The following is a 13,467-nucleotide window of genomic DNA, read 5'->3' as shown; positions in this document are numbered from 1 at the left end:
TTCGGCGGCTCCGGCTGTTGTGAGATCGCGATCGGTGGCGCAGGCTGGCGGCCTATGGACGACTCCGCGTACCTTCTGCCGCTGGCCACCACCACCGAGATACGGGATCGGGGCGCCGAGGTGGCGCTGCTGCCCATCGGCAGCTTCGAGCAGCATGGGCCCTATCTCCCGCTGGCCACCGACACGATCGTCGCGTGCACGATCGCCGGTGAGCTCGCGGCCGCCCATCCGGTGCTGCTCCTGCCGCCGGTCACCGTCTCCTGTTCCCACGAGCACGAGAACGCCGCCTGGCCGGGAACGGTCAGCATCTCCGCCGCGACGCTGTACGCCGTGGTCCGCGACATGGCGGGCTCGCTCCAGCGGTCGGGCATCACCAGGCTCGTGCTGGTCAACGGCCATGGCGGAAACTACGTGCTGGGCAACGTCGTCCAGGAGGCCGCCGGGTCCGGGCAGCGGATGGCGGTGTTCCCGGGCGCCGCCGACTGGGAGGCGGCGTGGGCCGCGGCGGGTCTGGAGACCTCCGCCTGGAGCGACATGCACGCGGGGGAGCTGGAGACCTCCATCCTGCTGCACGCTCATCCGCGGCTGGTCAGGCCCGGTTATGAAACCGGCGACCGGCTGGCGGACGATCGTCAGCATCTGCTCACCCTCGGCATGGCGGCGTACACGGAGTCGGGGGTCATCGGCAGGCCGTCATTGGCTTCGGCGGGCAAGGGAAAGGCCGTTCTCGCGAGCCTGGTCGAGTCGTTCGGCGGCTACCTCGCCGTCCTCGGCGCCTAGCTTCGGCGTCTGCCCGGCCGGCGGGCGGCCGGCCGATCCGGTGCCGCGACGCAGCAGCAGCACCACGGCGCCCGGCAGGCTCGCGACGAAGGCGAGCACCCCGTACACCACCGCGGTGGTGAGCCCCTGCTGGGCGCCGAGCCCGACGGCGCCGAACGCCAGAGCGGAGAACGCCTCGCGTGGCCCGAAGCCGCCGACGTTGACCGGCAGAGCCATCACGAGCAGCGCCAGCAGGGCCAAGGGGAGGAGTCGTCCGATCGGCGCGGCCGAGCCCGCGGTGCGCGCCGCGACGACGAACATCGCGACGTACCCGAGCAGTATCAGGGCGGACAGTCCCAGCACTCCTGGCCAGGCGTCCCGGGCCAGCAGGCCGCGGCGCGCGTCCGTCAGCGCGGTCGTGACCGCGCGGCGCCATCGCGGAATGTCCCTCCCGCGCCAGGCCCATGCCGCGAGCCCCCCTACGACGGCGAGCGCGCCGAGCAGGGCGGCCGTGACCCCGAGACCGGGCAGGATGGCGTGGGCCATGGTCGCGGCCAGCGAGGGCTCCACCAGCAGCGCGGTCACGCCGGCGCCGATGAGGACCACCTGGCCGGCGGTCCGCTCCAGCACCACGGCGCGGACGCCGCGGCCGACGTCGCCGGCGTACCGGCCATGACGGAGCGCGCGGTGCGCGTCGCCGAGCACACCGGCCGGGAGCACCGCGTTGAGGAACAGGGCCCGGTAGTAGTCCGCGACGGCCGTGAGCACCGGCAACGGCAGGCCGAGCCGATGCGCCAGCAGGCGCCACCGCCAGACGCTGAACACGGTGGTGAGCAGTCCGATCGTCAGCGCGGCCAGCACCGCCGGGCCGTCGATGAGCCGGAGCCCGTCGGCGAACGCGCCGGTGCCGAGCCGCCACACCAGCACGAGCAGGATGACCACCGCGATGATCATGCGCAGCCAGGGCCACATCCGTCTCATCAAGGGAGTTCACCGTTCGCGGGTGCCGGGAGCGCGAGCAGGTCGGCGTGCCCGACCACGACGCGCAACGTGCCGGCCGCGCACTCATCGAGCCTGCGCGCGAGATAGGCGCGGCCCTCTGGCGCGAGGTCCGGCCGCTGCTCGCAGGCGGCGCCGACCCAGCCGCGCAACCATTCCGCGGTCAGCGCCCGCTGGTCGGGGCCGAGCCGCCATGGACTGGGCAGGCTGAGCACCGTGGCGCCCCGTCGCGTGAAGGCCGCCGTGGCGACGGCGGAGGCGTCGGGGCCGAGCAGGCGGCGGCCGTCGGTGACCCGGCGCTGGTGGGCGTCGAAGGCGGCGGCGACGTCGGCGTCGAGCGGGTCGGCCGGGTCCAGCTCGACCCGGCCCACCACGGAAAGGGTCAGCAACGCGGGGCGCCGAGCTTCGGTGCAGGCTTCGGCGAGGCCGTCCACCTCGTCGGCGGTGAGCAGGTCAAGCAACGCGGAGGCGGTCACCAGGGAGGTGCCGGCGAGCTCGCCGGCACGGAGCCGGGTGAGGTCACCCCGCTCGGCCTCCACCGTGACCGGGCCGCCGTCGCAGGCCGGGCCGCTGACGCCACCGGCGGCGAGCGCGAGCAGGGCGGGGTCGCGGTCGTGCAGGATCCAGTGCTGCGGGCCGGGCAGCCGGGGGGCCAGCCAGCGCCCCATGGCGCCGGTCCCGCAGCCCAGATCACGGACGACCAGCGGGCCGACCGACGAACCCGCGCCCGCGCCGGAGCCCGAGTCCGCGTTCGTGCTCGAGTCCGCGTTCGTGCTCGAGTCCGCGCTCGTACCCGAGCCCGCGCTCGTAGCGGAGCCCGCGTTCGTGCCCGAGTCCGCCAGCCAGGCGCGCAGCGGGTCGAGCAGGCCGGTCGCGCGGGCCGAGGCATCGGCCTCTTCGCGCAGTGCCAGCCATCGCGGGCTGTACCGGGGCGCGTTCATGCGGCCGTCAGGGGCTGTCGCCGGAGCCGTTCCAGCACCTCCGCCAGGCGTCGTGAGGTCACGTCCCACCTGTCGAGCACGTCACGTCTGTCACGAGCCGCCCTCTTGATCCGTTGTCTCAGCGCGGGCGCGCCGAGCCAGCGGCGCAGCGCGTCCGCGAGCGCCGCCGGGTCCTCCGGGGGCGTCAGCACTCCCGGGACGCCGCCGTCGGGGGCGTGGCCCAGGGTTTCCGGCACCGCGTCCACGGCCGTCGCCAGCACGGGGATCCCGCGGGCCAGCGCCTCGGTCACCACCATGCCGTACGTCTCACCGCGCGAGGCCAGCACCACCAGGTCCGCGGCGGCGTAGCTCGCGTCGAGCGCCTCGCCGGTGCGCGGGCCGACGAGCCGTACCCGATCCTCGAGGCCGAGCGAAGCGATCAGCTCCCGGAGGTGTGTGACGTACTCGGGCCGGCGGTTCAGGGTCCCGACGAGGTCGCAGCTCCACGGCAGGCCGGTCAGCGTCCCGAGAGCCCGCAGGAGCAGGTCCTGTCCCTTGCGCGGGGTGAGCGCGGCCACACAGAGGAGCCGGGACGCGCCGTCGGTGCCGGGCGCGAGCGGCGCGGGGTCGGCGCCGGGCGGGGCGACGTGGACCCGATGCGGGTCGAGGCCGTGGTGGCGGATCAGTGTGCGCCCGGCCCACGGGCTGGTCGCCACCACCGCGGTGGCCGCGCGCAGCGTCGTCCGCTCGCTCGCGTCGAGCTCCCCGGCCGCCGCGGGCGCGATGCCGGTCTCGGCGGCCAGCGGCAGGTGGACCAGCACCGCCAGGCGCAACCGGCGCACCTGCGGGAGGACGACCTCGGGGACGCCGCACGCCACCAGCCCGTCCATCAGCACCACGGCGCCGTCGGCGAGCGCGGCGAGCGCGCGTCCCAGCTCCGTCCGGGCGTCCGCGCCGGGTGAGGGCCAGTCGCCGCCGACGGCGACCTCGTGGACCCGCCAGCCCTCGGCGGTCAGGCCGTGGCACACGCGCCGGTCATAGGTGTTGCCGCCGCTGGGCACGGTCGCGTCGTCCACGTCACCGGGGAGGAAGACGTGCACCGAGCGCGCTGCCGTGCTGGTGGACGCGGCGACGGGCGAGCTCAAAGCGCGCGCTCGTAGCTCGCCCAGGCGACGTGCGACTCGTGCAGGGTGACGGTGATCCCGGCCAGCCCGTGTGCCCCCTCGCCCAGGCGGCCCTCGCGCACGCGGCCGGCGAGCCGGTCGGCGATGACCTTGGCGAGGAATTCGGTCGTGGTGTTGGTCCCGGCGAAGGCCGGCTCGTCGTCCAGGTTGCGGAAGGTCAGCTCGCCGAGCACGGCCTTGAGCTCCTCGGTGGCCAGGGCGATGTCGACCACGATGTTGTCGCCGTCGAGCTCGGCCCGGCGGAACGTCGCGTCCACGACGAACGTCGCGCCGTGCAACCGCCGAGCCGGGCCGAAGACCTCGCCGTGGAAGCTGTGCGCGACCATCATGTGGTCGCGAACGGTGACACTGAACAATGAGTTCATCCTCCAGGAGGTCGGCTACCCGTCAGTCCTCGGCCGGACCATACACGACTCGATGGCACAATCCGGGCAGATTGCCACTAGCGATGCGGGCCATCACCTCGGGCAGGTCCGTGAAGGCGCATTCGCCGGTGACCAACGCGTCGTACGCGGGGTCGGCGAGGAAACGCAGAGCCAGCGACAGCCGGTCGGCGTAGGTCCGCCGGGAACGCCGGGCGGGGGAGATGGACCCCACCTGGCTGCCGCGGATGGTCAGGCGCCCGGAGTGGAAGGCCTCGCCGAGCGGCACGCTCACCCGCCGGTCGCCGTACCAGCTCAGCTCGATCACCGTGCCCTCGGCCGCCACAAGCTGCAACGACCGCGCGAGACCCGCCTCGGTGGCGCTGGCGTGCACGACGATGTCGCACTCCCCGGCGGCCTGCTCGGGGGTCACGAAGCGGAAGCCGAGCGCCTCGGCGACGGCCGCCCGCGCCGGGTCCACATCGACCAGTTGCACCTGCACGCCGGGGAACCCGGCGAGCAGTCTGGCCACGGAGCAGCCGACCATGCCCGCCCCGACGACGGCGACCCGGTCGCCGATGAGCGGCGCCGCGTCCCACAGCGCGTTCACCGCGGTCTCAACGGTGCCGGCCAGCACCGCCCGCGCCGGCGGCACCTCCTCCGGCACCACGGTCACCGCGTCGGCCGGGACGACATAGCGGGTCTGGTGCGGATACAGGCAGAAAACGGTACGGCCCCGCAAGGCCGGTGGCCCCTCCTCGACCACTCCCACGTTGAGGTAGCCGTACTTGACCGGCCCGGGGAAATCGCCCTCCTGGAACGGCGCCCGCATCAGCCGGTGCTGGCTCTCGGGCACACCGCCGCGGAAGACGAGGCTCTCCGTGCCCCGGCTCACGCCGGAATAGAGCGTGCGAACCAGCACCTCACCGGCGCCGGGGCGCGGCACCGATACCGGGCGGATCTCCCCTTCACCGGGAGATCTGAGCCAGAAAGCATCTGAATTGAGCCGCATCGGCCTCCTCGCCGTACTACATCGCAGGGGAGTCGCTCCTACTCGGAGCGGGTCAGCGAATGCTATTGGACGCCCCGTATCCGGGGTCATGGAGCGGGAGGCGTAATTGACCACACTGGATTGGCGCGTGACGGAGGTGCCGGTCCGCGGGCCGGCCGCCGGGGTGGTGACGCAGGTCGTCCTGCTGGCCGTGCTCTGGGCCGACGCGGGCCTGAGCCCGGCGGGCTGCCTGGCCGGCGTCGCCTGTGCCGTGATCCTGTCGGCCGTCCTCACCCGCTCCATGCGCCGATCCGGGATCCACTCGCTGGGACCGGCAGGCCTGGTCACCCTGGCCCGCGCCGAGCTGGCCGGAGGCGTCACGGCGATGGTGACGACCGGCCTCACCGGCGGACACGTGCCGGTCGCCTCGCTGGTCGCGCTCGCCGCCGTCGCACTGATCCTCGACGGGGTGGACGGGTACGTGGCGCGGCGCACCGGGACGGTGTCCGAACTCGGGGCGCGTTTCGACATGGAGACCGACGCCTTCCTCATCCTGGTGCTCAGCGTCCACGTGGCCTGGTCCACCGGCGCGTGGGTGCTCGCGATCGGCGCCATGCGGTACGTCTTCGTCGCGGCGGCCTGGGTGGCGCCCTGGCTGCGGGCGCCTCTGCGACCGAGCTTCGCCCGCAAGACCGTGGCCGCGCTGCAGGGGATCATCCTGGTCATCGTGAGCGCCGGGGTGGCCCCGCCTCCCGTCGCCACCGGCCTGGCCGGGCTGGCACTGGCGTCGCTGGTGTGGTCGTTCGGCCGGGACGTCCGGTGGCTGTGGCGAAGCCGGGACACCGGCCGGTCGGGATCGCGGTGGGAGCCGAGGCCCGCCGCCCACCACGACCGGCACCTCGGCCGATGGCGGGCACGCCGCGAGGCCAAGCGCACGTCGGGCGAGATCGCCCGAGAGGCGGTGGTGGACGAGCCGAGCCTGGTCGGTTCCGCCTGAACCATCGGCGGCCGCGGGCCGTATACGTACACGATGCCGCCGGCCCGGGCCGGCGGCATCGCCCGGCACCGCGACGGTGACCGGCGTCACCGGGCTCGGCATGGAAGGACCTGCGGATTGTCGTCCATCATCCGCTTTCGCCGGTCGTCCCAGAGAGGGACGCCCGCGAAGGATGCCCCGGAGGACGCCTCGAAGGACATCTCGAAGGACGCCTTGGAGAACGTCTTGGAGAACGCCTCGGAGGATGCTTCGAAAGACGTCCCGAAGGATGCTCCGGAGAACGCCTCGAAGGATGCTGCGGAGAACGACTCGAAGGACGCTTCGGAGGACGACTCAGGCGATGCCGGCGCGGCCGGACCCGACGGCCGTCCCCGGAGGCACCCGGTCGCCGGGCCGGTGACCACCGCCTTGGCCTTCCTGCTCGTGCTGTTCGCCCTCAACGCGCCCGACCAGATCGGTCACCTCACCCCGTGGGCCTTCGCCCGCATCCCGCTGGAGGGACTCCTCGGCGTCGCCCTCGTGCTCGTCCTGCCGCCGAAGCCCAGACGGGTGGCGGCGGCGCTCGCCGGAGTGGCCCTCGCCCTGGTGACGATCGTGAAGTTCGCCGACCTGGGCTTCTACGCGACCCTCCAACGGCCCTTCGACCTGCTGCTCGACTGGGCCTTCCTCGGGAACGCCGTGGACTTCCTCACGGCGTCGTTCGGCGGGGCCGGCGCGGTCGCCTCCGTCGTCGCGGTCGCCGTCCTCATCGCGGGCGTGCTCGTCCTCGTCACGCTGTCGGTCATGCGCCTGGCCCGGGTCGTGGCCCGGCACCGCACCCCGGCGACCGGCGCCGCCGGGACGCTGGGGGCCGCCTGGCTCGTCTGCGCCCTGTTCGGGGTGCAGATCACCCCGGAGGTGCCCGCCGCCGCCCTCGTCCATGACCATGTACAGCAGATCGGCGCCGGCCTGCGCGACCAGCGGGTGTTCGCCGCACAGGCCGCCGTCGACGCCTTCCGCGACACCCCCGGCCAGGAACTGCTGACCGCGCTGCGCGGCAAGGACGTCGTCTTCTCCTTCATCGAGAGCTACGGCCGCGACGCCGTCGAGGACCCGGAGTTCGCGCCGCAGGTCGACGCGGTCCTCGACGCGGGGAGCCGCCGGCTGCGCGCGGACGGGTTCGCCTCCCGCAGCGCCTTCCTCACCTCACCGACGTACGGCGGCGGCAGCTGGCTCGCCCACGCCACGCTGCTCTCGGGGCTGTGGGTGAACAACCAGCAGCGCCACGGCAACCTCGTCGCCGGCGACCGCCTGACCATGCCAAGCCTGTTCCGGCGCGCGGGCTGGCGGACGGTCGCCGTCATGCCGGGCAACACCAAGGCCTGGCCGGAAGGGGCGTTCTACGGCTACGACCGCGTGTACGACTCCCACAACCTCGGGTATCGCGGACCGGGCTTCAACTGGGGCACCATGCCCGACCAGTACACCCTGTCGGCCTTCCAGCGGCTCGAACGCGCGAAGCCGGGCCACGCCCCGATGATGGTGGAGATGCCCCTGGTCTCCAGCCACGCCCCCTGGGCGCCCATCCCCAGCCTCACCGACTGGAACGCCGTCGGTGACGGCTCGGTCTTCGGCCCCATGGCCGCCGCCGGGGAGTCGCCGGACGCCGTGTGGCGCGACGCCACCCGCGTGCGCACCGAGTACCGGCGCTCCATCGAGTACACGCTGAGCGCCCTCATCTCCTACGTGGAGACCTATGGCGACGACGATCTCGTGCTCGTCTTCCTCGGCGACCACCAGCCCGCCCCGATCGTCACCGGCGAGAACGCGAGCCGCGACGTGCCGATCACCATCGTCGCCCGCGACCGGGCCGTCCTGGACCGGGTCTCCGGCTGGGGCTGGCAGGACGGCCTGAGGCCCGGCCCCACGGCCCCGGTCTGGCGGATGGACGCCTTCCGCGACCGCTTCCTCACCGCCTTCGGTCCCCACCCCCAGCCCACTCGACCCTCGGCCCCGGCACCGCGTTGACCGCGTTCGTCGCGGGCAGGCCGGCCGGTCGCTCACCCCGCCGGGCCGGGCGGTGACGCCTGAGGGGTTCGCAGGGGCACCGTGGTCGATTCGCGCACCACCAGGTGGCAGGGAAGGGCGTGGACGCCGGGGGAGGGGGAGCCGTTGATGGCGGCGAGGAGCCGTTCGGCGGCCGATCGGCCGAGCCCTTGGAGGTTCATGTCGACGCTGGTCAGCGGGGGTTTGGCGCCTTCGATCATGACGTCCCAGTTGTCGAACCCGACGAGCGCGACGTCGTCGGGGATGCGGCGCCCCGCGGCCCTCAGGGCGTCGCCGACCCCGCGCGCGATCTGGTCGCTGCCGCAGAAGACGGCGTCGAACTCCGTCCCGCTCCCCAGAAGGATGCCGGCGGCCTGGCCTCCCCACGCCTCGCTCCATCCGCCGAACAGCGGCGGCGCGACCAGGGAACGCCCTTCTTCGGCCAGTCGCCGCGTCGTCGCCGCGGCGCGTACCCGGGCGGAGTTGTGGTGGTCGGGGCCGGTGATGTGCGCGATGCGGCCACGCCCTATGGCCAGCAGATGGTCGATCGCCTTGCGGGCGCCGCCCGCCTCGTCGGGGACCACCGAGCAGTCGTCGGGGTCGGCCGAGCTGATGAAGGCGTAGACGACGGGCACCGGGAGGCCGACGCCGATGGGGGCCCGTGCCTCGGTGCGCCGGCCGGTCACGATGATGCCGTCGACCCGCCGGCTGAGCAGGGTCTTGACGTAGTACTGCTCGCGGATCGGGTCGCCCCGGCCGTCGCAGAGGAAGATCGACATCTCTCCGGCGCCCAGCGCGTCCTCCGCGCCCATCAGGACGGGGATGCTGAACCGGCCGATCGTGTCGGTCGTGATCATGCCCACCGTGTAGGTGCGGCCCGAGTGCAGGTTGCGCGCGCCGGCGTTCGCCTCGAAATTGAGCTGCCGGGCCGCTTCCCGGACGCGCCTGCGGGTCTCTTCCCGTAGCGATCCGCGTCCGTTGAGGGCCTTGGAGGCCGTGCCCACCGACACGCCGGCCAGCGCCGCGACGTCGGTGATGGTGGCGTGACGCTCCAGTCTCCCCACGTTTCCCTCCGCTTTCGGTGGTCGTTGCCCTGTCCACTGTATAGCGCGACTTGTCGCGTCCCCGCACGCCCATGTAACCGCGGTGAAACGTACTGTTGACCCTCCCCGACGGCGTTGGTAACGTGACGGCAATCGTTTTCCTAGGTTTCCTCATCGGCTGTGCCCCCCGTTCTGTCCTCCTTACCTGCGGTTGTTCCCGGCGACCGGCCCAGGCGGTCCGAACGGCCCGCTCGCCGGGGGACGAAGCCCCCGCGGCCGCGCGAGAGACCTCCGCATCCCCACACGAAAGACCGGAATGACCGAGCAGAAGCTGTCAGACACGCAGACCGGCTCCGGCATGGACAGGACCGCGGAACCGGCCCCGTCCGGCCTTGGCGGTCCCGCGGGGCCGGCCGTCCCCGGGCCGGAGGCCATCGCCGCTCTTTCGCCGCTCGGCGTGGACCAGGTCCGGCTGCACCCCGAGGGGCTGCTGGGCGGTTGGCGGCGGCGCAACGCCGAGGACACGCTGCCGCACTGTGTGGACAACCTGCGCGGCAGCGGCAACATCGGCAACCTCCAGGCCGCCGCGGGAGAGGGCGAGCAGCCCTTCACGGGCATGTGGTTCGCCGATTCCGACGTCCACAAGACGCTGGAGGCCGCCCTGTGGGAACTGGGGACCTCCCCCGGTGACGCCTCTCTGGAGGCGTTCGTCGAGGACACCGTGGCACTGCTGGCCCGGGCCCAGCAGCCCGACGGGTACCTGAACTCCTACTTCACGGTGGCCGCTCCCGAGGAGCGGTGGCGCAGGCCCGACTGGGCCCACGAACTGTACTGCGCGGGCCACCTCATCCAGGCGGCCGTCGCCGGCGGCCGTGCCGGCGCCCAGCCCGTCCTCCTGTCCGTCGCCCGCCGCTTCGCCGACCTGCTGGTCGAGCGGTTCGGGCCGGACGGGGTGGAGGAGGTGTGCGGTCATCCCGAGATCGAGACCGCCCTCGCCGAGCTCTACCGGCTGACCGGCCACCGGCCCTACCTGGATCTGGCGCGCCGGTTCCTCGACCTGCGCGGGCACGGCCTGCTCGGCCGTGGCCGGTTCGGCCCCCGCTACCACCAGGACCACCAGCCGGTACGCGAGGTCCGCGAGGTCGCCGGGCACGCCGTGCGCCAGCTGTACCTGCTGGCCGGCATGGTCGACGTGGCGGTGGAGACCGGCGACCTGCCGCTGCTGGACGCGGCAGAGCGGCTGTGGGCCGACGCCTTCCACACGCGGACCTACGTCACCGGCGCGCACGGTTCGCGCCACCGGGACGAGGCGTACGGCGACCCGTACGAGCTGCCGCCCGACCGGGCGTACGCCGAGACCTGCGCGGCCATCGCGAGTTTCCAGTGGAACTGGCGGCTGCTGCTCGCGACCGGCCGCGCGCGCTACGCCGACGAGATGGAGCGGGCGGTGTACAACGCGGTCGCCGCCGCGGTGTCGGCCGACGGCAGGCGCTTCTTCTACTCCAACCCCCTGCACCTGCGCACGGGGCATGTCGGCTCCGGCGAGGAGGAGGCCGCCCGCCGCCTGCCCTGGTACTCGTGCGCCTGCTGCCCGCCGAACATCGCGCGGCTCATGGCCTCGCTGCCCGGATACCTGGCGACCGCCGACGAAGGGGGACTGCAGGTCCACCTGTACGGCGAGGCCACCCTCACCGCCGCCGTGGCGGGGCGACCGGTCCGGCTGGAGATGCGCACCGACTATCCATGGCAGGGCCGGGTCGAGCTGACGGTGGGAGGCGAGGCAGGGCAGAGCGGGCCCTGGACGCTCGCGCTGCGCGTGCCGTCCTGGTGCGAGGCGTACTCGGTGATCGTCGGCGACGAGACGGTACGGGCGCCGGCGGCCGACGGCTACGTGCGGCTCACCCGCGTGTGGACGCCGGGAACCAAGGTCGTCCTCGACCTCGACATGCCCGTGCGGCAGGTGAGCGCGCATCCGAGGGTCGACGCGGTGCGCGGGTGCGTCACCCTGGCGCGCGGGCCCCTGGTGTACTGCCTGGAGCAGGCGGACCTGCCACCCGGCGTCGTCCTGGAGGACGTGCGGCTGGACCCCGCCGCGCCGATCACGGCGGCCCGCCGGGACGACCTTCCCGGCGCCCCGGTCGTGCTCAGCGCACGCGGCGTGCTCGCCGACGCGCACGACCCGCTCTACACCTCCGGTGCCTCGCGGGAGCGGACCAACACCCCGCTCACGCTCACGGCGGTGCCGTACTTCCTGTGGGGCAACCGGACCGAGGGCCCGATGCGGGTCTGGATTCCGCTCGCCACCACCGGATGACCGTGGAGGGTCGTGCCGGTGGCCGCCGGCACGACCCTCCGCGTGGGACCGCCCGCGGTGCGCCGCCGGCTCGGGGAGGGACGGTCCCGTTCCACCTCCTGCTCGCCCCCCAACTGAGCACAGAAAGAGCGAGGTAGCTGATGAGCAGACCCCGACTCACGCCGGGACGCGCGATCGGCCTGACCGCGGCACTGCTTGCCGCGGGATTCGGCGGGCTCGTCCCCCTGGCGCCCGCCGAGGCGGCCGGTACCACCCTCACGGTGAACGTCGCCCAGCCCTTCCGGCCGGTCACCCACGTCGCCACCGGCGGACTGTACGGCCTGGCCGAGAACAGCAGGCCCGCCGACTCCACCCTGCTGCCGCTCAAGGTGAACTCCTTGACGCAGCCCGCTCCCGGCGTGGGACAGCGGCCCAACGGCCAGCCGCCGGGCGGGGACTCCCTGAAGGTCTCCCCGCAGGCCACCCGGGTCGGCGCCGGGGAGTACATCCGGATGCCGGACATCTATCCCAACTTCCCCTACCAGTGGGTGAGCTGGAACGACTGGCTGGCCAAGGTGGACACGATGGTCCGTGCCCGCCTCAACGCGACCTCGGTGACCAACGTCGTCGGCTGGGAGCTGTGGAACGAGCCGGACTGGACGTGGAACACCGGGGCCGCCGGCGCCTTCAACGACGGATGGGCGCGCACCTTCCGGGCCGTGCGTGCGCTGGACGCCACCACGCCGATCGTCGGGCCGAGCATCTCCTACTACAACCGCTCCTGGCTGTCGTCCTTCCTGACCAGCGCCAAGGCCAGCGGGACGCTGCCCGACATCATCTGCTGGCACGAGCTCGGCAGCCCCAACAACATCGCCGCCGACATCGCGAACTACCGTGCGCTGGAGTCCTCCCTCGGCATCAGCCCTCGCCGCATCTCCATCAACGAGTACGCCGCGACGAGCGAGGTCGACGTCCCCGGCCGGGTCGCCAGCTACGTGGCCAAGCTGGAGCGCGGCGGCGTCGAGACCGCGCACCGGGCCTTCTGGTACGAGTACGGCACGATGAACGGGCTGGTCGTCAACGGCAACCAGCCGACCGGCACGTGGTGGCTGTACAAGTGGTACGGCGACATGGCGGGCAGGATGGTGACCACCACCCCGGCCAACCAGACGGCGCTGGACGGCTTCGCCGCCTACGACGGCACCCGCAAGATCGTCAACGTGGTGTTCGGCAACGAGTCCGGTACCAACACCATCCGCGTCACCGGCATCGGCGCCCTGGGCTCCAGCGTCAGGGTGACCCTCCAGTCGACACCGGCCAACGGCCGCTTCACCGCCGTGACGGCGCCGACCACGATCTCGACGACCACCTCCACGGTGAGCAACGGAGAGATCAGCGTCTCGGTGCCCAACATGTCCGCCACGAGCGCCTACAACCTGGTCATCCAGCCGACGAGCGGGGTGCCCTCCTACCAGCAGCGCTACGAGGCGGAGAACGGGTCGGTCTTCCGCGCCCAGCGGCTGACGAGCTCCAGCGCGTCCGAGGGCGGCTACGTCGGACGCATCGACAACAACACCGGCACCCACCGCGACGACAGCTACGTCGATTTCGTGGTGAACGTGCCGTCCGCGCGCTCGTACACCATGACCGTCGGCTACGCCAACGGCACCGGTGCCACCGCCACACAGGGGGTCGCCTACAACGGCGGCGCGTGGGGCACCATCAGCTACCCGCCCACCTCCGGCTGGGGCCAGTTCGGCGCGACGGTCGCCACGACCGTCAACCTGCAGGCCGGCTACAACGTGATCCGCCTGGCCAAGGGCTCTCCCGGCTTCAACGGTGGCACCGGTTATGCCGAGCTGGACTACATCCAGCTCACCTGAGCGTGCCCGCG

The 13,467-nt window shown here is 73.0% G+C and carries 11 protein-coding genes; 5 read left to right on the top strand and 6 right to left on the bottom strand.

Annotated features, from left to right (window positions below; translation table 11 throughout):
* Nucleotides 1–54: 54 nt before the first annotated feature.
* Nucleotides 55–780: a creatininase family protein gene (locus ABZT47_RS00900; protein WP_354834553.1), complete on the top strand. Its 726-nt coding sequence runs from the start codon at nt 55–57 to the stop codon at nt 778–780.
* Here ABZT47_RS00900 and ABZT47_RS00895 read toward each other — a convergent pair.
* Genes ABZT47_RS00895 through ABZT47_RS00875 form a run of 5 tightly spaced genes read right to left on the bottom strand, consistent with a single transcriptional unit; the run spans nt 694 to nt 5,236 of the window.
* Entirely contained in the window at nt 694–1,740 is a 1,047-nt protein-coding gene (locus tag ABZT47_RS00895; RefSeq protein ID WP_354834551.1) for a lysylphosphatidylglycerol synthase transmembrane domain-containing protein, read from the bottom strand. The two genes, ABZT47_RS00900 and ABZT47_RS00895, sit on opposite strands and share 87 nt — an antisense overlap.
* Nucleotides 1,740–2,699, bottom strand: coding sequence for a class I SAM-dependent methyltransferase (locus ABZT47_RS00890; protein WP_354834548.1), 960 nt, complete (start codon nt 2,697–2,699; stop codon nt 1,740–1,742). The genes ABZT47_RS00895 and ABZT47_RS00890 overlap by 1 nt, the downstream gene beginning before the upstream one ends.
* Nucleotides 2,696–3,823 (bottom strand): glycosyltransferase family 4 protein, encoded by a 1,128-nt coding sequence (locus ABZT47_RS00885; protein WP_354834545.1) that lies wholly within the window; start codon nt 3,821–3,823, stop codon nt 2,696–2,698. Before ABZT47_RS00885 ends, ABZT47_RS00890 begins: the two co-directional genes overlap by 4 nt.
* Nucleotides 3,820–4,218, bottom strand: a complete 399-nt coding sequence (locus tag ABZT47_RS00880) for a 6-carboxytetrahydropterin synthase (RefSeq protein WP_354834543.1) — start codon at nt 4,216–4,218, stop codon at nt 3,820–3,822. The genes ABZT47_RS00885 and ABZT47_RS00880 overlap by 4 nt, the downstream gene beginning before the upstream one ends.
* 31 nt (nt 4,219–4,249) lie before the next feature.
* Nucleotides 4,250–5,236, bottom strand: coding sequence for a zinc-binding alcohol dehydrogenase (locus ABZT47_RS00875; protein WP_354834541.1), 987 nt, complete (start codon nt 5,234–5,236; stop codon nt 4,250–4,252).
* Between the two features lie 106 nt (nt 5,237–5,342).
* On the opposite strand from ABZT47_RS00875, the gene ABZT47_RS00870 reads away from it, so the two are divergent.
* Together ABZT47_RS00870 and ABZT47_RS00865 are read left to right on the top strand one after the other, a co-directional pair.
* Nucleotides 5,343–6,212, top strand: a complete 870-nt coding sequence (locus ABZT47_RS00870; protein ID WP_354834537.1) for a CDP-alcohol phosphatidyltransferase family protein — start codon at nt 5,343–5,345, stop codon at nt 6,210–6,212.
* Between the two features lie 396 nt (nt 6,213–6,608).
* Nucleotides 6,609–8,219, top strand: a complete 1,611-nt coding sequence (locus ABZT47_RS00865; RefSeq protein ID WP_354834534.1) for a sulfatase-like hydrolase/transferase — start codon at nt 6,609–6,611, stop codon at nt 8,217–8,219.
* Nucleotides 8,220–8,251: 32 nt separating this feature from the next.
* On the opposite strand, the gene ABZT47_RS00860 is transcribed toward ABZT47_RS00865, so the two are convergent.
* Nucleotides 8,252–9,301 (bottom strand): LacI family DNA-binding transcriptional regulator, encoded by a 1,050-nt coding sequence (locus ABZT47_RS00860; RefSeq protein ID WP_354834531.1) that lies wholly within the window; start codon nt 9,299–9,301, stop codon nt 8,252–8,254.
* Nucleotides 9,302–9,596: 295 nt separating this feature from the next.
* Here ABZT47_RS00860 and ABZT47_RS00855 point away from each other — a divergent pair, with 295 nt between their 5' ends.
* Complete coding sequence (locus ABZT47_RS00855) at nt 9,597–11,594, top strand: beta-L-arabinofuranosidase domain-containing protein (RefSeq protein WP_354834528.1); 1,998 nt, start codon at nt 9,597–9,599, stop codon at nt 11,592–11,594.
* A 140-nt stretch (nt 11,595–11,734) separates the two neighbouring features.
* Nucleotides 11,735–13,456 (top strand): hypothetical protein, encoded by a 1,722-nt coding sequence (locus tag ABZT47_RS00850; protein WP_354834525.1) that lies wholly within the window; start codon nt 11,735–11,737, stop codon nt 13,454–13,456.
* The last annotated feature ends 11 nt before the right edge of the window (nt 13,457–13,467 follow it).

Source organism: Sphaerisporangium sp. NPDC005289 (genome assembly GCF_040607455.1).
Taxonomy (GTDB): Bacteria; Actinomycetota; Actinomycetes; order Streptosporangiales; family Streptosporangiaceae; genus Sphaerisporangium; species Sphaerisporangium rhizosphaerae.
Note: the sequence above shows the minus strand (reverse complement) of the source record. Positions and strands in the feature narration are given on the sequence as shown.

Coding starts and splice junctions, on each gene's coding strand:
- ABZT47_RS00890 (WP_354834548.1), bottom strand. CDS start 2,699: ATGAACGCGCCCCGGTACAGCCCGCGATGGCTGGCACTGCGCGAAGAG.
- ABZT47_RS00855 (WP_354834528.1), top strand. CDS start 9,597: ATGACCGAGCAGAAGCTGTCAGACACGCAGACCGGCTCCGGCATGGAC.
- ABZT47_RS00900 (WP_354834553.1), top strand. CDS start 55: ATGGACGACTCCGCGTACCTTCTGCCGCTGGCCACCACCACCGAGATA.
- ABZT47_RS00895 (WP_354834551.1), bottom strand. CDS start 1,740: ATGAGACGGATGTGGCCCTGGCTGCGCATGATCATCGCGGTGGTCATC.
- ABZT47_RS00875 (WP_354834541.1), bottom strand. CDS start 5,236: ATGCGGCTCAATTCAGATGCTTTCTGGCTCAGATCTCCCGGTGAAGGG.
- ABZT47_RS00850 (WP_354834525.1), top strand. CDS start 11,735: ATGAGCAGACCCCGACTCACGCCGGGACGCGCGATCGGCCTGACCGCG.